We start from the raw sequence: 16897 nt of genomic DNA on the forward strand, positions 1-16897 counted from the left end.
CCTCAGGCCCCCTTGGCCGCGGTGCGGACCAGGACGAGGCCGCCGTTCGGACCGGGGACCGCGCCCTTGATGAGCAGCAGACCCTTCTCCGCGTCAACGGCGTGGACGGTCAGGTTCTGGGTGGTGACCCGCTCGTTGCCCATGCGGCCCGCCATGCGCTGGCCCTTGAACACACGACCCGGCGTGGCGCAACCGCCGATGGAACCGGGCATGCGGTGCACACGCTTGGCACCGTGCGAGGAGTTGTTGCCCTTGAAGTTGTGGCGCTTCATGACGCCACTGAAGCCCTTGCCCTTGCTCTTCGCGGTCACGTCGACCTTCACGCCGGCCTCGAACACCTCAGCGGTGACTTCCTGGCCCAGCGTGTACTCGGAGGCGTCCGCAGTGCGGAGCTCGACGAGGTGGCGACGGGGGGTGACGTCGGCCTTCGCGAAGTGGCCCTTGAGGGGCTTGTTCACCTTGCGCGGGTCGATCTCACCGAAGGCGATCTGCACGGACTCGTAGCCGTCGACGTCGTTCGTACGGACCTGGGTGACGACGTTGGGCCCGGCCTTGAGGACGGTGACGGGAACAACACGGTTGTTCTCGTCCCACACCTGCGTCATGCCGAGCTTCTCGCCCAGGATGCCCTTGATCTGCTTGCTCATCTCTCAGATCACCGGCCCTCAGAGCTTGATCTCGATGTCGACACCGGCCGGGAGGTCGAGTCGCATCAGAGAGTCAACGGTCTTGGGAGTCGGGTCGAGGATGTCGATGAGGCGCTTGTGCGTGCGCATCTCGAAGTGCTCGCGCGAGTCCTTGTACTTGTGCGGCGACTTGATGACGCAGTACACGTTCTTCTCAGTGGGCAGCGGCACCGGGCCCGCGACCGACGCACCAGTACGCGTCACCGTCTCGACGATCTTCTTCGCCGAGGAATCGATGACCTCGTGGTCGTAGGCCTTGAGCCGGATGCGGATCTTCTGTCCCGCCATGGCTGCTTCGTATTCCTGTCTCTCGTAAACGCTCCGGAACCCGGTGTTCCCGCCCTCCCCTCCGACCCACGCGGTCGGGCGTGTCGCGCTCCCGCTGACACAGATGTCCCTTGTCGGAACTTCCCTGTATGGGGAGTGCGGACCCTTCCGGAACCGCGGCTGGGGGCGAGAGGCCCACCGGGCGCCTGGCCTGCACCCCGCTGACACTTCCCGGAAGATTCCCGTACGTCCGCCCCTGCACCTCTCGGCGCAATGCGTGGGACGACGAGTACTGTGGGACTCGCTTCCGGTCCCCCCGACGGGAGGCGCGCAGCATCGGCACTCGACCGAGCAACCCCGCTAGTTTGCCACAAAGGGCGGGGGGCTGGCCAATCGGGCGGATGAGAATACCCCGGGAGTGGCGCGAGCCAAACACTGATCGCTCGGGGTAGGCGCGGAACCCCTTAACAGTGATCATGACTGCCATGTCGAACACCTCACGGCGCAGTGTCCTCGCCGTCTTCGCCGCCTCCGCCGCCTCCCTCCCGCTGGCCGGCACGGCCACCGCACCGGCCCATGCCGCCGGCGCGGCCTCACCTACCGAGCCGCTCGCGGCTCCGTCGGGGCTGGGTTCTGCCCCCTCCTCCGTCACGACGGCGCCGCTGGACGCCAGCCACTTCATCCGCGAGACACTGCGGTCGCCCCTCACCGCGACCGTGCTGCCGGGCACTCCACGCCGTACCGAGATCACCTCGGGCGGCAGACGCGTCGCCCTCCTGACGCACGGCGCACGGACCGTGCTGCTGCCGGGCCCCGAACGGACGTTCACGGAGAACAAGAGACCCTTCGCGGACCTCTTCGAGCGCACTCTGCCCGACCTCAAGCTCCCCGTGGACAAGCGCTCGTACTGGGGCAGTTCCCCGGGCGGCGGCAGCTGGTCCACCCTCGGTCCCGTCGACTCCGACTACTCGGTGGTCCAGGACACCGGTGTCATCAACCTGACCACCGCCAACGCCAGCCGCCACGCCAGCGTCCGTGACGACGCCATCGCCGACGTGGACGTCCGGTCCGTCGCGCGCTTCGACAAGGTGCCCACCGGAGAGGCATGCTCCTACGCGCTGTCCTTCGGCTACGAGGACCCCCGCAACAACTACCGGGCCCGGCTGTCCTTCGTCACCTCCGGCGCGGTGCAACTGCGGGTGGAGAAGGAGGTCAAGGACGTCGTCACCCAGTTGACGACCTCGGCCCTCACCCTCGCCACGGGCGTGCCCGCGGGCACGGACTGGACGATCCGGGTGCGCCGCGAGGGCAGCCGGATCCGCGTCAAGGCCTGGGCGTCCGCGTCGGCTGAGCCGTCCAAGTGGCTGGTCGACGTGACCGACTCGGACCTCGGCGCCGGACGGGTCGGCCTGCGCGCGCTGGCCAACCAGGGCTGCACCAGCCTGCCGATGAAGCTGCTCGTCAGCCGCTTCCAGGTGACCGAGGCCACCTGGGCCGAACCCCCGACCGTCACGCACGGGGACTGGGTGCGGGTGCTGCCCGAGCCCTTCGACGGGAACTGGACACCGGAACTGGAGAGCACCGTCCGCGCCTGGTCCGGCTCCACCGCGCCGGACGTCCTGGCCTACTCGGCCATGTTCCTGCCCGGCGCCCCCGAGGTGATCTCCGGCTCCGGACCGGCGGAGGGCAAGAAGGTCCTGGGCGCGGCGAAGTACGGCTACGAGAACGCGGGGGGCTACCGCGTCGAGGGCGCCGACTTCCACGAGTACATGGACATCGGCTGGACCTTCCCCGACGGCGCCCACACGGGTCCGCACAGCGCTCAGAAGGGCGCTCTCGACTGCTCGGGCTACACGCGCATGGTGTACGGCTACCACATGGGGGTGCCGATGGCCGCGAAGGAGGACACTTCCGGCACCCGGATACCCCGGCGTTCCCGCGACATGGCCGACTACACCCCGGGGGTGCGCATCGCCCGCACCGACGGGGTGAACCCGCCCGCAGCGGAGCTTCTTCAGCCGGGCGATCTCGTGCTGTTCAACGCGGACTCGGGCGACGACGGCCCTACGGCCACGGCAGACCACGTCGGCATCCACCTCGGCACGGACACGGCCGGCAAGCGCCGCTTCCTGTCCAGCCGCAAGACGATCAACGGCCCCACCATGTCGGACCTGGGGGGCGCTTCCCTCCTGGACGGCACGGGCACTTATGCCCGGACCCTGCACACCGTCCACCGCATCTGACGACCCCTGCCGACGCCTCCGGGCCGCACGCCGTACACGCTCCCCACTCCGGAAGCGTGTACGGGAAGCGGGGCCGGCCGGCGCACCGCTGACTTCCCGCACGCCGTGCGCCGCTGTGCTCCTCGCAGGCTCCTCAGCCCTTTTTGGCGACCGTGAGGATCACCGCCGCGTCCTCCAGTGCCTCCAGGCCGTGGCGGGCCGGTGGGATGGTGAGCAGGTCGCCGGTCCGGCCCTCCCACAAGGTGTCGCCGCTGGTGAGGCGGACGCGACCGCTCAGGACCAGCAGGGTCGCCTCGCCGGGGCTGTCGTGCTCGGCGAGGGAGGTACCGGCGGTCAGGGCGAGGAGGGTCTGGCGCAGGACGTGCTCGTGGCCGCCGTAGACCGTGCTCGCACTGCGGCCGGTGGAGGCGGCGGCAGCGTGTTCGAGGTGCTCGCGGGCGAGGGCGTCGAGGGAGAGCTTCTGCATGCCTCCCAGTCTTCCCGGCCGCACGAGGCGCACACCAGGGCCATGTGGGGTACTCCCCCTCAGCCCGAGCGGGGAAGGGCCCTCGGCCCTTCCCCGCTCGGCACCGACCTCGGCACCGTCAGATGACGCCCTGCGCCAGGACCGCGTCCGCGACCCGCTCGAAGCCGGCGATGTTCGCGCCCGTGACGTAGTCGCCGGGGGAGCCGTAACGCTCGGCGGTCTCGGCACACGTGTTGTGGATGTCGGTCATGATGCGGGCCAGCTCGTTCTCGACCTGGTCGGCCTTCCACGTCGTGCGCGACGCGTTCTGCGTCATCTCCAGCGCGCTGACCGCGACCCCGCCCGCGTTCGCGGCCTTGCCGGGCCCGAAGGCGACTCCGGCCTTCTGGAAGAGCTGTACGGCGTCCGGCGTCGTCGGCATGTTCGCGCCCTCCGACACCGCCTTCACGCCGTTGCGGATGAGTACGGCGGCGGCGTCCGCGTTCAGCTCGTTCTGCGTCGCCGACGGCAGGGCGATGTCGGCCGGGACCTCCCAGACCCGCCCACCGGGCACGAACCGCGCGGAGGCGCCGCGCCGCTCGGCGTACGTGCTCACCCGGCCGCGCTCGACCTCCTTGATCTGGCACAGCAGCTCCAGGTCGATGCCCTTCTCGTCGACCACGTAGCCGCTGGAGTCGGAGCAGGTCACCGGGTTGGCGCCGAGGGCCGTCAGCTTCTGGATGGTGTAGAGCGCGACGTTTCCGGATCCGGAGACGACCGCGGTCTGGCCCTCCAGTTCCTCGCCACGCTCGTGCAGCATCGCCTCCGCGAACAGCACGTTGCCGTATCCGGTCGCCTCCGGCCGTATCAGCGAGCCGCCCCAGCCGGCGCGCTTGCCGGTCAGGACGCCGCCCTCCCAGCGGTTGGTGATCCGCCGGTACTGGCCGAACAGGTAGCCGATCTCGCGGGCGCCGACACCGATGTCGCCCGCCGGTACGTCGGTGTACTCACCGATGTGCCGGTACAGCTCCGTCATGAACGACTGGCAGAAGCGCATGACCTCCGCGTCGCTGCGGCCCTGCGGGTCGAAGTCGCTGCCGCCCTTGCCGCCGCCGATGCCGAGCCCGGTCAGCGCGTTCTTGAAGACCTGCTCGAAACCGAGGAACTTGATGATCCCGAGGTTCACCGAGGGGTGGAAGCGCAGACCGCCCTTGTACGGGCCGAGGGCGCTGTTGTATTCGATCCGGAATCCGCGGTTGACGTGAACGCACCCCTGGTCGTCCTGCCACGGCACCCGGAAGATGATCTGCCGCTCCGGCTCGATGAGCCGCTCGACGAGCCCCGGTTCCGCGTACTCCGGACGCGCCCTGAACACCGGCCCGAGGGTGTCCAGTACCTCGCGCGCGGCCTGGTGGAACTCGGGTTCGGCCGGATTGCGGCGCAGGATCTCGGTACGCAACTGCTCGAGCGAGGAGGTGAAGTCGGGTCGTGAAGTCACGGGGTCCCTTTCTGGCGCGGCTGACACCGGAACGGGCCCGGTGGTGGGCGCGCGGCGCCATTGCCTCGCGCAGGACGGCGACCGCCTCGTGGATTCTCGATACAGCAGTCGACCCTTCAGTGTTACTCATGTGTTAAGCAGAAGGCCAAGGGCCTCGCACAATTGTCCGCCATTCGAGACCCTTCGGACGAAGCGCGGGACGGTCGGCGCGGTGCGCCGAGAACTCACATGGCGGCTCCTCCCGCCAGGCGTGATGCTGAAAGCCGGGAGGTGATCCCCATGGGCGGGAGTCACAGCCACGGCCACAGCGGCACGCCGGTCAAGGGGGAGGAGGGACGGCGCCACAGGCAGGCGGACGTTCCGAACTCCCTGGTGGACGCGTTGGCCTCCAGGGTGCGGGGCCGGATCGTCCGGCCCGGGGAGGCCGACTACGAGCCTGTCCGACAGCTCTGGAACGGCATGATCGACAGGCGTCCGGCGCTGGTGGTCCGGTGCGCGGGCGACGAGGACGTGGTCGCCGCGGTCGACTTCGCCCGCGACAACGAGCTGCTCGTCGCCGTGCGCGGCGGCGGACACGGCGTCGCCGGTCAGGCGGTCTGCGACGGTGGTCTGGTCATCGACCTGTCGGAGATGCGAGGGGTCGATGTCGACCCGGAGCGGCGCAGGGCGGTCGCACAGGGCGGCTGCACGTTGGGGGACATCGACCGGGCGACCCAGCGCCATGGGCTCGCCGCTCCGCTGGGCGTGGTGACGGAGACGGGGGTGGCGGGCCTGACCTTGTCCGGGGGCATGGGCTGGCTCCGACGTAAACACGGGTTGAGCTGCGACAATCTCCTGTCCGTACGGGTGGTCACCGCGGACGGGCGCCTCCTGGTCGCCGACGAGAGCCAGCACCAGGACCTCTTCTGGGCGGTCCGGGGCGGTGGCGGCAACTTCGGCGTCGTCACCTCGTTCGAGTACCGCCTGCACCCCCTCGGGCCGGAGGTCTTCCTCTGCTTCGTGCTCTACCCCGCGGACCGCACCCGGGAGGTGCTGCGAGCCTGCGAGCACTACCTGTCCCGGCATCCGGACGACTTCGCCCCGATCGGAGTCCTCGGGAAGGTCCCGGCGGTGGAGCCCTTCCCGCCCGAGGCGCACGGGAAGGACTTCACCGCCCTGCTCGCGCCGTACCCGGGCGACCCGGTGGAAGGAGAGCGGCTGCTGCGGCCGCTGCGGGAGATCGCCGACCCGATCCTCGACCTCAGCGGCCCCATGCCCTACACCGAGGTCCAGGCGATCCTGGACGAGGACTACCCCGACGGCCTGCACTACTACTGGAAGTCCGTGAACGTGCCCGAACTCGGCGACGAGCTGATCGAGCGGCTCGCCGAGCGCGCCGCCTCGGCGCCTTCGCCCCGGAGCACCATCGACGTCTGGTATCAGGGCGGCGCCATGGCCCGCGTCGGCGAGGAGGAGACCGCCTTCGCCAACCGCGGCGCCCCCTACCTGCTCGGAATCGAGGCGAACTGGGAGGCGGAGGCCGACTCGGCCGAGAACATGACCTGGGTGCGCGGCACCTTCGCCGACCTGAGCTCGTTCTCCACCGGAGGCGTCTACCTCAACTTCCCCGGCTTCCTCGAGGAGGGCGAGCAGCTGCTGCGCGAGGGCTACGGCACGAACTACGAACGCCTCTCGACGGTCAAGGCGAAGTACGACCCCGCGAACCTCTTCCACCTCAACGCCAACATCAAGCCGAAGAGTTGAGGGCGTCCCATGTCGGGGGTGTCCGTCAGTTCAGCCGGCGGCGGATCCACCAGGCGCAGAATCCGGTCAGGGCCAGGGCGAGGCCGAGGTAGATCCCGGTCTCGGCCCATTGCAGGGCCCAGAAGTCACCGGCGGGATGGTACGTCACCTGTTGCTGGTAGCCCTGGGCCCCGAGGTCGGTGATGCAGCGGTCGACGTGCTGCAGGCTGGGGATGTCCGACTCGCCGTACAGGCAGTCGCCGAAGGACGACGGCGGGGAGGACGGCTGACCGGCGGCGTCCAGTGTCCGTTGGGAGGTGATCCAGGCACCGGGTAGATCGGGGTGCACGACGATCTCTCTGGCGCTCTCGTCCTGGATGCTGATGGGGATGCCGGACTCGATCGGCACGGTGGTCCGGTCCGGGGTGACCAGATGGGGCCGGACCCACATCGGCACGGTGATCTGGACGGCGGCGTAAAGGACGGGCGTGGTCGAGGTTTGATGGGCCCCGGGAGAAGGCGGCCCGGGCCAGGGCGCCGAGGGACATGTTCCATACCGCGATGGAGCCGAAGAAATGGTGACCAAGGAGGAGGCAGTAGCAGCTGCCTTCCACTTCGTGAAGAGCGGCCCCTGTCAGGAGCAAGCAGATTCGGTGGTCATGCTCCCGGACACGGCCGTCGAGTTCACCTACGGATGGACCGTGTGCTTCGACCTGAAGGAGCACATCGAGACGGGCGACTTCACGAAGAAGCCATTCAGCCCGGTCGTCGTTGTGCCACATGACGGCACGCCTGCCCACATGGCGCCGACATTCCCCGCGACCGAGCAGTACATGGAGATGCGCGCATCCGGCAGCTGGCCTCCGAAGAGGGGCCATCGAGATGCCGGGACGCCTGGTTGACGGCCTGCCGTCCGTGAGGCCAGGGCGAAGGCGCGGGGAGCGTGCCGTTGGGGTGTCAGCGCTCCGACGCGTACGTCACGAAGCTCGTCCACGCGCCCGGCGCGAGGGCGAGCCGAGGACCTGCCACGTTCTTGGAGTCGCGGACGTGGACGGTGCGGTGCGCTATCGCGATCTCCACGCAGGAGTCGCCCTCGGGGCCGTCGCTGTAACTGCTCTTGAACCATCCCAGTTCGGAGGCCTCACCGGCAGCGGTCTCGTGGATCATTCTTCTCCCAGCAGTTGCTCGATGAAGGCCAGGGACTCCCTCGGACAAAGAGCCTGAGCCCGAATGGTGCTGTACCTCAGTTCAAGGATGCGGAGCTGCTTCAGTTCAGAGGTCGGGCGACCATTGAACGCTCCATCAGAGCGCCCCACTGCCGTACCGTCCCCGAACTTCAGCACCTCGATCTTGCCGCTCAGCCCAGGGTGCTCCCCCGCGCCCGTCGGCATCACCTGAAAAGTGACGTTGCGCCGCTGCGCCACCTCCAGCAGGTGTTCGAGTTGCTGACGCCACACCATTGTGCCCCCAACCCGTCGGCGCAGCGCCACCTCTTCTTGGACGAAGCTGAGCATCGGGGCCGGACTCCGCTCGAAGATCGACTTACGTCCCATGCGCGCGGCCACCAGCTCATCCAACTCTTCGTCCGAGTGGGCGGACTGGGACACCTCGAACAAAGCTCGCGCATGCTCCGGTGTCTGCAACAACCCATGGATGCTGAGTCCGACGTACACGCCCAGCTCGACCGCCCTGGCCTCCAGCTCCGCCAGCGCCCGCACGCTCTTCGGATACCGGACCTTCTTCACGTCCTCCCAGGCCGCCGAGAGCAGCCCGTCCGCTCCCAACACCTCGTCGGCCCTGTCCAGATACTCCGGCTGAGGAATCCGCTTCCCACTCTCGACCTTGTAGACCAGGTCGTCCCCGTACCCGACCGCCGCCCCGAACTCGCCGACCCGCATCCCCCTCGCTTCCCGCCGCAGCTTCAACTGACGGCCCACCGTGGTGATGACCGCGACGCCCCACTCGTCCTCCGGATCCACCTCCCATCCCGGCTCGTCCGCCTCACTCCTGCTTCGTACCGCCTCGCCATCCATCGTCATGCCACACCCCTCCGTCGTCCCGCGCCGTACCGCGACGCCCTACCCATACCAACCGCCCCGACGGCCCGGACAGCACCGGACAACCAACCGACAGTCGCCACACGTAGCCGATCCGTCACAACTCACGATAGATCGCGACAGCCCTCCCTGGTGAACCAAAGGCGCAATTCACACTTTCGAGCGTCACTACGCCATACCGGTCACCCGCGACCGACGACACTCAACGACGACGGACCACCGGCACAGACACAGAAGGCGTCCCGCCGGGCGACACATGGGATCTTCACGGCCCCGGCATTGCAGGGCCGGAGAGACATGCCTCGCGGAAAAGCGTGAGCAGTCGGCAGACATGTGTCACGCAAGCGCTCAAACGAGCGCCGTGAGGGTAGTTGCCGTCGAAATGCTCACGCTTTTGGGACAGTGTGTCCTCCCGGAAAGCGGGCGCGCGACCTTCAGCGTCCAGCCGGTCAGGAATACGGACGGTGCATTCGGCCTCGTCCAGTCCACCCACCACGCTGCGCGCCGCCCCTCCCCCACTTCAGCATGCTGCTGCCTTCCACCTCACGGCCGTGTCCCCGGCCGGGATTTCCGCCTCGTGCTTCACGCGGTCGACGGCACGCTCCGCATCGAGGTGACCGATACCCGCTGCGAACGCCCGCCCGAGCTTCAACCGCCCTCTGCCGAAACCGAGTCGGGCCGCAGCCTGATCCTCCTGGACGCGCTCGCGGACCGCGGCGGCGGCGTCATCCACGAGAACACCCGCCACACCGCCCGCTTCGTGCTGATCGGCAACCACCTCGCCCAACACCAGCAGTTGTCACTGCTCGCGATCGGCCTCGGCTGCCACATCCAGTCGCTGCCCAGCGGCACCCCCGTGGACATCAAGAGCCTCGCCGCCCACTTCCAGGAGGGCACCACCCGCATCTCCGTCGCCCTGCGGGGGCCGGAGACCCACGGCTACCTGCGTCGCGAACGCGTCCGCACACCCTCCGGCCGCATCGTCACCCGCACGATCTCCTGCAACCAGCCGAGGCCCCGGCGCGAGACGGCGGACACCGGCTGCCCCGCCCGGCAACCGCGTTTTACCCCGCGACCCCGGCCGGCGGCGGAGCGCACGCCCCAGCCCGACTGCACCGCCCCCGCACTCCTCCAGCAGGCCACCGACCTCCTCACCGGCCTACGGCGACACAACCCCCGTCCGCCTTCCTCTCCGAAGTGGAACACAAGGCCGCTGAACTGGTCAGAGCGGCCGAAGTACGGTACCTGCACGGCCGCGCGTACGACAGTGACGACCCGAAGGGCGGCGACGTCACCGTTCACGGCGGGATGTTCACGTACCAGATCGTCGTGCGCAGCGAACGCGTCTACGTCGTCCAGGTCACCTACCTGGGCTGGTGCCCCCGCCCCGACGCGCCTATGTCCGGGGCGCCTGATCGCCCCGCACTCTGCCGTCAGCCGCTCCGCCCGCCCGGGGTTCCCGGCGGTCCGCGTCGATCGGGAACTGGCTATCGTGACCACCACTTTCACAGGTCAACTCCCGTGCGCGGCAAGGGTAATCACGATGGAGCAGCAGGACACAGGCTTGGACACCCCCGCGCGGATCGACACCGGCAAGCCGCATCCGGCGCGGATGTACGACTGGTTCCTCGGCGGCAAGGACAACTACCCGGCGGACGAGGAACTGGGCAGGCAGTTGGTGGGGTTCGCGCCGGACATCCCGGTCATGGCGCGGATGAACCGGGCTTTCATGCACCGCGCCACACGCTGGGTGGCCGGCCAGGGCGTGCGCCAGTTCCTCGACATCGGCACCGGCATCCCCACCGAGCCCAACCTCCACCAGGTCGCCCAGGAGATCGCACCCGACGCGCGCGTCGTCTACTGCGACAACGACCCGATCGTGCTGGCCCACTCCGAAGCGCTGCTCCGGGGCACCTCTGAAGGGGGCGTCGACTACGTGCAGGCGGACGCCCGTGACACCGCCGCCATCCTGGAACACGCCCGTAGGACCCTGGACTTCGACCGGCCGATCGCGCTCTCGCTGATCGCACTGCTGCACTTCATCAGCAACGAGGACGGCGCCTACGAACTGGTCGAACACCTCAAGGAAGCCCTGGCTCCAGGAAGTTACCTGATCATTTCCCACCTCACCCCCGATTTCCACCCGGAGGAGGCTTCGCGGAAGGTCACCGACCTGTACAAGGCGGGCGGGCTCACCATGGACATGCGCAGCCGGGAGCGCTTCGCCCGCTTCTTCGAGGGTCTGGAGCCCGTGGCCCCGGGCATCGTGGCCGCCGAGGACTGGCACCCGGAACTCGGAGAGCCGGTTCCCGGCCAGGAAGACGTCCGCAGCGGGGCCTACGTGGCGGTGGCACGCAAGAGCTGACCCCGCCCCGAGCAGGCCCGGCGAGCACCAGATCCGCACCCATGCCCTGCCGCCCGACACGGCACCCGGCGGGACTTCGCCACGGCGGGCCACTGCAGCCGGAGCAGCGAGAGGTCAACTGGGCTGCTGGGGCAGCAGTGGTGGGTGATGTGCCAAGGTTGTGCGATGACAGATTCCGGTGGCGGCACGGGGGTGCCGGTACGGCGTTCCCGACTTGCCGAGTACGCGGAAATGACCGGGCAACCACCAAAGACTTCCCGCCAGTCGGAGGTTTCCAGGAGCGCCACGGCGTCCGAGCGTCCCGGCCTGGTGGAGACGGACCGGGGCGCCGAGCCCTCCGACGCGGAAGTCGCGGCCCGACGACGGGAGTTCACCATGTTGCTGGAGGTCTTCCGTGACACGGCGGTCCTGGTCCCGCTGCGGAGCGGCGGGTGGCTCACCGCCGACTTCGGCGGTGTGCGCTGGATCCTGGCCTTCTCCGACGAATCGGCCTTGGCCCGGTACGCGTCGGCCCGTGACGAGGCCCACCAGGAGTGGACGTATCAGACCGTGCTCGGGGCGCGACTGCTGGACGTGGCGGTGCCGGAGGCCAAAGTTCCCTGCGGCGTGGCCCTGGACGTGGCCGACGGCGCCGAGCACGCGGTGCTGTTTCCGCCGGTGTCGGGAGTGGTGCCCGACGCCTTCGCCGTGGATCACATACATCGGGGGGGTGCGCCTCGATGACGGGAGGCGGCGACGGCAAGGACCTGGCGGCGATCGGTCTCGACGAGATCGCCAAGGGACTGACGCTCGCTCTGGGCGAGCTGAAGGAACTCGGCATGGTCGGCGAGGCCGGCACCGGCCGTGGCTTCGGCGACATCGCGCTGTCCGGGCTCGAACTGGGTGCGGCGGGCCTCACCAGTGCCTTCGACTCCTTCTGCGAGCGGTGGGAGTGGGGCGTGCGTTCCCTGGTCAACGAGGGGAACGGGTTCGCTCTCAAGACCGGGCTGGCGGCCGGCACGTACTACGAGGTCGACCAGTACGTGGAAGGCGCCATGAAGATCGGCGTCAACTCCGTCATGGGCAACCCGTACGCCTCCGAGGAGGAGATCACCGGCAAGGACTGGGGGCAGGTCCTGTCGAGCAACGCGTACACCCACATCAGGGACGCCGACTACAGCAAGGAGTCCTTCGACCGCGCTTGGGAGAACAGTGCCCAGGGGTGGAAGGACGCGGGCCGGGACGTGATGACCTCCGAGAACCTCGGTCTGCCAGGGGCGGGCCCGGAGAGCGTGCGCGAGCGCCTGGGGATTTCGGAAGCCCAGTACGAGCGGATGCTGGACGAGCAGTTCGGCCCTTCGCCCGAGGAGCGCGCCCGTGTGCAGAGTGACGGGAGCGCTGACTGATGGGCGTCCTCGGCGACCTCGGCGACGACCTGGGCAAGCTGAAGGACGGTCTCAACAGCGGCCTGAAGGTCGTCGAACACGGCATCGACGCGGGCAAGAGGATCGTCGGCGAAGGCGTCGACTGGGGCACCGACCGGCTCGGCGAGGGCCTGGACGGGGTCGGCCTGAAAGGTGCCGCGGACGCGGTGGAGGACTGGGGCGACGAGCTCGCCTCCGACCTCGGCGCCACACCGGGCGAACAGCAGCTCGGCCAGACCGAGGAAGCCGACGAACTCGTCCACGGGAACCCCGAAAGGATCCGGAGCAGCGCCAAGCACCTCCGCGACTTCTCCACCGCCTTCGACAAGGTCGGCTCGGGGATGAAGAAGGTCGACTCCTCCAGCTGGCGCGGCGAGGGCGGAGACACCTTCCGCGAGAAGTTCGGCGTCCACCCCGTGAAGTGGCTTCGGGCCGCCGACGCCTGTGAGACGGCCGCGGGCGCACTGGAGTCCTACGCCGACACCGTCACCTGGGCACAGGGGCAGGCGCAGGAAGCGATCGCGCTCTACAAGCGGGGCAAACGCGCCTCCGAGCAGGCCGTCGAGGACCACAACAGACAGGTCGACGCGTACAACGCCAGGATCAAGGCCGAGCAGAGCCCCGGACCGCCGCCCGGGCCGTTCCGCGATCCCGGCGAGGAGACCGTCCGGCAGGCGCGCGAGAAGCTCGCCGAGGCGCGCAAGCAGCGCAACACCGCGGCCTCGGACGCCGAGCGGAGCATCAGAAAAGCCCTGGCCCACGCCCCGGCCGAGCCGCCGCCGCTGGAACGCATCGGCAACAACATGGTCGACGGCTTCATCGCGGGGAACATCGAATCCACCCACCTCGTCGGCGGTGTGGTCAAGGGCACGGCGGGTCTGCTCAACTTCGTCCGCGGCATCAACCCCGCGGACCCCTACAACCTGACCCACCCGGCGGAGTACCTCGAGAACACCTCGATGACGCTCTCCGGCCTGGTCTCCACCGTGGCCCACCCCGACCGGGCGGTGACCGCCGCGGTGGAGGGCTTCAAGAAGGACCCCTCCGAGTTCATCGGCCGCCTGGTTCCCGAACTGCTCGGCACCAAGGGCGCGGGGGTGGCCCGCGGCGGCCTCCGGCTCGCGGTGAAGGAGGGCGTGGAGGGCGGCGTCAAAACCGGTCTCCGGGAGGGTGTGGAGGCCGGGACACGTCCTCGCTCGCCGCTCGACGACGCGGCCGGCACACACCGGCCGGACTCACCGGGCGACGGCTTCGGCTACCGGCCCCAGGTCACGAACGACGGGTGGAGCGGGCTGAGTGCCGAACAACGGCACCAGGTGGCGGCCGCAGAACTGGAACGGGGCGCGCGCTCGTTCGCGGACCCCGACGCGGCCATTTCCTACGGCAGGGACAACTGGAACCGCTACGTGGACGATCTGCCGCCGGAGACGCGCCAGGCGCTCCGGGATTACACGGGTGAGCCGCCTTACCCGGGGGCACCGGGCTATGCGACCTACCGGGAGATGAACGGCTTTCTTCGGGGTGATCCGCAACTGGGCACACCTGAAGTGCTCAACAACATTCGCGAAGTGGACAGGGCCTTGGCCGGGAACCCCCTGCCGGAGGACGTGATGGTCGTGCGCGGCAGCGGTACCGACCATATGCATTTCAAACGTCCGGAAGACCTGATCGGCCGGACGATGAGCGACTCCGGATATATGTCCTCCTCACTGGGCAATCACCCGGTTCCGAGCTTCGAGGGCAAAGAGGCGATCCTGCGCCTGCGTGTCCCGGAGGGCACGCACGCAGCGTGGGTGGAGAGAGTGAGCGACTTCGGTGTCACGGAGCGGGAGCTCCTGCTCGGACGGGACACGAACTACCGCGTGACACGTGCCTTCTTGGACGAGAAGGGACAGGTTCAGATCTACGGCGAAGTCCTGCCGCGTGATTGACTGCCCGCTGTATGACCGACGCAAGTTGCCCGCGCTGAGCACCTCGACGTAGCACCCGATCAGGAAAGACCAACCAGCATGAGCTCCGAACACCCTGACCGCCGGATCAACCCACGCTTCGCCGAGAGCGTCGGCGGCCACATCGTGCCAGGAGGACCACCGCGTTATGCCCTTCATACCGGACGCCCCGTGCAGTACGTGGCATTCGCCGACACCGAGAACCGAGTGCTCGGTTACGTATGGGCGAACGACGAGGACGATGCCGCCGGCGTAGAACTACACAGCGCTGCAGGTCCTGATGCTTCCAACAGCGCTGGCGCTTGGGTGTTGCACCTGCATTCGGCCAAGGAGCGGGGCATCGCGCCAACTCAGGCCCTGACGGAAATCATGACGCAGCCGATCGCCGTCCACGGTCTCCACATCGTGCCGGACTCCCTCTCCCAGGCCGAGAGTCTCGCCGTCCTCGACGAACTCACCGAGCGGGAGTGGCGCAGGGACACCGTCAAGGGTGGATCGACGGCAGCGATCTTCGGTCTCGCCATCGGTGACGCTCTGGGCTATCCCACCGAGTTCCTCGACATCGCCCGGCTCACCAGCCGATACGGCTCCTGGCGACAGCTGGAGCTGCCCGTCCACTCCGGTGTGGCCCGGGTCTCGGACGACACCCAGATGACTCTGGCGGTGATCGAGGCGCTGGCGGACGTCGCGGAGCACGGCGTCTCCTCCCTGACGGCCGCGACCGTCGAGCCGGCCCTGCGGGCACGCTTCGTGGCCTGGCTCCGCTCGCCGGACAACAACCGCGCTCCGGGGCGGACCTGCCTGGACGCGTGCGCGGCCCTGGAACGCGGTGTGCCGTGGCAGGAGGCCACCGTGATGGCCTCCAAGGGGTGCGGGGCGAACATGCGGGTGGCGCCCGTCGGTCTGCTGCCGGGGCTGACGGCGGAACAGCGCGCCGGTACGGCCCAGTTGCAGGCCGCGCTGACCCACGGCCATCCCACCGCGCTCGCAGCCAGCGACCTCACCGCACACGCCGTGTGGCTGCTCACGCACAACTGCCACCCCTCGGAGTTGCTGCCGCGGCTGCGCCACTACGGCCGGTCCGCACGCCGGACGTATCACGGAGACTGGCTCGACGACCTGGCGCAGCGGGCGGGTGCGGCCGACCCCGCCGCATTCATCGCACACGGCTGGGACGAGACCCTGGCGGCTCTCGACACCGTTTCCGCCGCTCTCGACCGGCCCGACCCGGAACGCGACCCCTGCGAGGTGGTCGGCGCGGGCTGGATCGCCGAGGAGGCTCTGGCCACTGCCCTCTACTGCTTCCTGCTCTTCCCCGAGGAACCCGTGGCGGTCGTCCAGCGAGCGGCGTTCTCCTCCGGCGACTCCGACTCCGTCGCCGCACTGGCCGGAGCGTTCGCCGGGGCGTCGGTCGGCGGCTCGGCCTGGCCCGCCGACTGGGTACGCGCGCTCGAGTACGGGGACCGGGTGCGCCCCCTCGTCTCCTTCTGGGACTCGGGCAACCCGAAGAGCTACCGCGGCCCGTCGGGGCGCCGCGCATGAGCCGACCCGTACGGCTGGCCACCGAATGGCTTCAGCAGACGTACAAGGGCCTGGTGGAACTGTCCGGCCCCGACGTCGTGCACGAGACGCCCACCGCGTGGCTGCTCGGCTGCCGGTCCGTGGCGCAGCCCGGTTTCCCCCGCACTCCCATGCTCGCGGCGTCGATCGTCGTGCCCAGGTACAACGGTCTGCCCTACCACCCCGCCCCCGGCGCTCCGCTGGCCGACCTGGAGCCCGCTCCGAGCTGGAAGCTGGCCGACCGGCTGGTTTCCCAGCCGCGCAGGCTCAACGTGCGCGGCCGGGTGGTGGCCCTGCACCACCGGATCGACGGCACCTTGGTGACTCCCCTGCCGTGGGAACCGGGCCACGAGGCTCCGGGGTGGTGGGGCAGGTTGGTCCGGCGCTATTTCCCGGAGTTCGAGCCGAGGGCGGTGAACGACTGGGACGACATCATCCGCGCGGTCGGCACCACGGGGCCGGACTCCCGAGGTCTGGTCTGGGTCCGACGTGAACTCGGCGGCCGGGAGATCACCGGCCATCTCGTCCACGTGCACAACAACGCCGGCCACGTGGTCTTCCTCGACCCGATGACCGCCTCGTCGGCCACGCTGGAGACCACCGGTGTTCGCGAGCTTCGCCTGTTGCGCTCGCTGCCCGGTGACCGGGAGCAATAGACCAGGTCAGGCCCACGTACCGGACACCCTGCGACGGTCCATCGGT

Annotated in this window: 16 protein-coding genes; 9 read left to right on the forward strand and 7 right to left on the reverse strand. The window is 69.1% G+C overall.

The features are described 5' to 3' along the window. Positions 1-2: 2 nt before the first annotated feature. A complete protein-coding gene (rplC, locus tag ACTWJ9_RS13075; RefSeq protein WP_279334426.1) occupies positions 3-647 on the reverse strand; it encodes a 50S ribosomal protein L3 in 645 nt (214 codons plus the stop codon). A gap of 18 nt (positions 648-665) precedes the next feature. Then, positions 666-974 (reverse strand): 30S ribosomal protein S10, encoded by a 309-nt coding sequence (gene rpsJ, locus ACTWJ9_RS13080; protein ID WP_003948644.1) that lies wholly within the window; start codon positions 972-974, stop codon positions 666-668. A gap of 464 nt (positions 975-1438) precedes the next feature. On the opposite strand from rpsJ, the gene ACTWJ9_RS13085 reads away from it, so the two are divergent. Further along, the gene (locus tag ACTWJ9_RS13085; RefSeq protein ID WP_387036768.1) at positions 1439-3196 is read left to right on the forward strand and encodes a hypothetical protein; all 1758 of its coding nucleotides are present in this window, start codon (positions 1439-1441) and stop codon (positions 3194-3196) included. Positions 3197-3329: 133 nt separating this feature from the next. On the opposite strand, the gene ACTWJ9_RS13090 is transcribed toward ACTWJ9_RS13085, so the two are convergent. Together ACTWJ9_RS13090 and gdhA are read right to left on the reverse strand one after the other, a co-directional pair. Then, complete coding sequence (locus ACTWJ9_RS13090) at positions 3330-3662, reverse strand: cupin domain-containing protein (protein WP_443295737.1); 333 nt, start codon at positions 3660-3662, stop codon at positions 3330-3332. Between the two features lie 118 nt (positions 3663-3780). Further along, a complete protein-coding gene (gene gdhA / locus ACTWJ9_RS13095; RefSeq protein WP_279334429.1) occupies positions 3781-5139 on the reverse strand; it encodes an NADP-specific glutamate dehydrogenase in 1359 nt (452 codons plus the stop codon). Between the two features lie 279 nt (positions 5140-5418). On the opposite strand from gdhA, the gene ACTWJ9_RS13100 reads away from it, so the two are divergent. Further along, positions 5419-6882 (forward strand): FAD-binding oxidoreductase, encoded by a 1464-nt coding sequence (locus tag ACTWJ9_RS13100; RefSeq protein WP_443295738.1) that lies wholly within the window; start codon positions 5419-5421, stop codon positions 6880-6882. A gap of 25 nt (positions 6883-6907) precedes the next feature. Here the strand turns inward: ACTWJ9_RS13100 and ACTWJ9_RS13105 are convergent, their stop codons facing one another. Next, positions 6908-7312, reverse strand: a complete 405-nt coding sequence (locus ACTWJ9_RS13105) for a hypothetical protein (protein ID WP_279334431.1) — start codon at positions 7310-7312, stop codon at positions 6908-6910. 124 nt (positions 7313-7436) lie between these two features. On the opposite strand from ACTWJ9_RS13105, the gene ACTWJ9_RS13110 reads away from it, so the two are divergent. Next, a complete protein-coding gene (locus ACTWJ9_RS13110; protein ID WP_279334432.1) occupies positions 7437-7763 on the forward strand; it encodes a YrhB domain-containing protein in 327 nt (108 codons plus the stop codon). A 55-nt stretch (positions 7764-7818) separates the two neighbouring features. Here ACTWJ9_RS13110 and ACTWJ9_RS13115 read toward each other — a convergent pair whose 3' ends face one another. Beyond that, positions 7819-8028, reverse strand: a complete 210-nt coding sequence (locus tag ACTWJ9_RS13115) for a DUF397 domain-containing protein (RefSeq protein WP_388704636.1) — start codon at positions 8026-8028, stop codon at positions 7819-7821. Continuing rightward, entirely contained in the window at positions 8025-8894 is an 870-nt protein-coding gene (locus ACTWJ9_RS13120) for a helix-turn-helix domain-containing protein (protein WP_387036792.1), read from the reverse strand. The genes ACTWJ9_RS13115 and ACTWJ9_RS13120 overlap by 4 nt, the downstream gene beginning before the upstream one ends. A gap of 1567 nt (positions 8895-10461) precedes the next feature. On the opposite strand from ACTWJ9_RS13120, the gene ACTWJ9_RS13125 reads away from it, so the two are divergent. The 6 genes from ACTWJ9_RS13125 (at position 10462) to ACTWJ9_RS13150 (ending at position 16851) form a co-directional block, all read left to right on the forward strand. Next, positions 10462-11283, forward strand: a complete 822-nt coding sequence (locus tag ACTWJ9_RS13125; RefSeq protein WP_443295881.1) for an SAM-dependent methyltransferase — start codon at positions 10462-10464, stop codon at positions 11281-11283. A gap of 165 nt (positions 11284-11448) precedes the next feature. Beyond that, on the forward strand, positions 11449-12006 hold the full coding sequence (locus ACTWJ9_RS13130) for a hypothetical protein (protein WP_443295739.1): 558 nt from the start codon (positions 11449-11451) through the stop codon (positions 12004-12006). Beyond that, the gene (locus tag ACTWJ9_RS13135; protein WP_443295740.1) at positions 12003-12668 is read left to right on the forward strand and encodes a hypothetical protein; all 666 of its coding nucleotides are present in this window, start codon (positions 12003-12005) and stop codon (positions 12666-12668) included. The genes ACTWJ9_RS13130 and ACTWJ9_RS13135 overlap by 4 nt, the downstream gene beginning before the upstream one ends. Continuing rightward, positions 12668-14617, forward strand: coding sequence for a putative T7SS-secreted protein (locus tag ACTWJ9_RS13140; RefSeq protein WP_443295741.1), 1950 nt, complete (start codon positions 12668-12670; stop codon positions 14615-14617). Before ACTWJ9_RS13135 ends, ACTWJ9_RS13140 begins: the two co-directional genes overlap by 1 nt. 387 nt (positions 14618-15004) lie before the next feature. Beyond that, positions 15005-16177: an ADP-ribosylglycohydrolase family protein gene (locus ACTWJ9_RS13145; RefSeq protein ID WP_279334441.1), complete on the forward strand. Its 1173-nt coding sequence runs from the start codon at positions 15005-15007 to the stop codon at positions 16175-16177. Further along, the gene (locus tag ACTWJ9_RS13150) at positions 16174-16851 is read left to right on the forward strand and encodes a toxin glutamine deamidase domain-containing protein (RefSeq protein ID WP_279334442.1); all 678 of its coding nucleotides are present in this window, start codon (positions 16174-16176) and stop codon (positions 16849-16851) included. Before ACTWJ9_RS13145 ends, ACTWJ9_RS13150 begins: the two co-directional genes overlap by 4 nt. The last annotated feature ends 46 nt before the right edge of the window (positions 16852-16897 follow it).

It is taken from the genome of Streptomyces sp. GDS52, from assembly GCF_052246875.1.
GTDB lineage: Bacteria > Actinomycetota > Actinomycetes > Streptomycetales > Streptomycetaceae > Streptomyces > Streptomyces cathayae.

Coding starts and splice junctions, on each gene's coding strand:
- ACTWJ9_RS13125 (WP_443295881.1), top strand. CDS start 10,462: ATGGAGCAGCAGGACACAGGCTTGGACACCCCCGCGCGGATCGACACC.
- ACTWJ9_RS13120 (WP_387036792.1), bottom strand. CDS start 8,894: ATGGATGGCGAGGCGGTACGAAGCAGGAGTGAGGCGGACGAGCCGGGA.
- ACTWJ9_RS13090 (WP_443295737.1), bottom strand. CDS start 3,662: ATGCAGAAGCTCTCCCTCGACGCCCTCGCCCGCGAGCACCTCGAACAC.
- ACTWJ9_RS13105 (WP_279334431.1), bottom strand. CDS start 7,312: ATGTGGGTCCGGCCCCATCTGGTCACCCCGGACCGGACCACCGTGCCG.
- ACTWJ9_RS13140 (WP_443295741.1), top strand. CDS start 12,668: ATGGGCGTCCTCGGCGACCTCGGCGACGACCTGGGCAAGCTGAAGGAC.
- rplC (WP_279334426.1), bottom strand. CDS start 647: ATGAGCAAGCAGATCAAGGGCATCCTGGGCGAGAAGCTCGGCATGACG.
- ACTWJ9_RS13145 (WP_279334441.1), top strand. CDS start 15,005: ATGACGCAGCCGATCGCCGTCCACGGTCTCCACATCGTGCCGGACTCC.
- ACTWJ9_RS13085 (WP_387036768.1), top strand. CDS start 1,439: ATGTCGAACACCTCACGGCGCAGTGTCCTCGCCGTCTTCGCCGCCTCC.
- ACTWJ9_RS13150 (WP_279334442.1), top strand. CDS start 16,174: ATGAGCCGACCCGTACGGCTGGCCACCGAATGGCTTCAGCAGACGTAC.
- ACTWJ9_RS13130 (WP_443295739.1), top strand. CDS start 11,449: ATGACAGATTCCGGTGGCGGCACGGGGGTGCCGGTACGGCGTTCCCGA.
- ACTWJ9_RS13135 (WP_443295740.1), top strand. CDS start 12,003: ATGACGGGAGGCGGCGACGGCAAGGACCTGGCGGCGATCGGTCTCGAC.
- ACTWJ9_RS13100 (WP_443295738.1), top strand. CDS start 5,419: ATGGGCGGGAGTCACAGCCACGGCCACAGCGGCACGCCGGTCAAGGGG.
- ACTWJ9_RS13110 (WP_279334432.1), top strand. CDS start 7,437: ATGGTGACCAAGGAGGAGGCAGTAGCAGCTGCCTTCCACTTCGTGAAG.
- rpsJ (WP_003948644.1), bottom strand. CDS start 974: ATGGCGGGACAGAAGATCCGCATCCGGCTCAAGGCCTACGACCACGAG.
- ACTWJ9_RS13115 (WP_388704636.1), bottom strand. CDS start 8,028: ATGATCCACGAGACCGCTGCCGGTGAGGCCTCCGAACTGGGATGGTTC.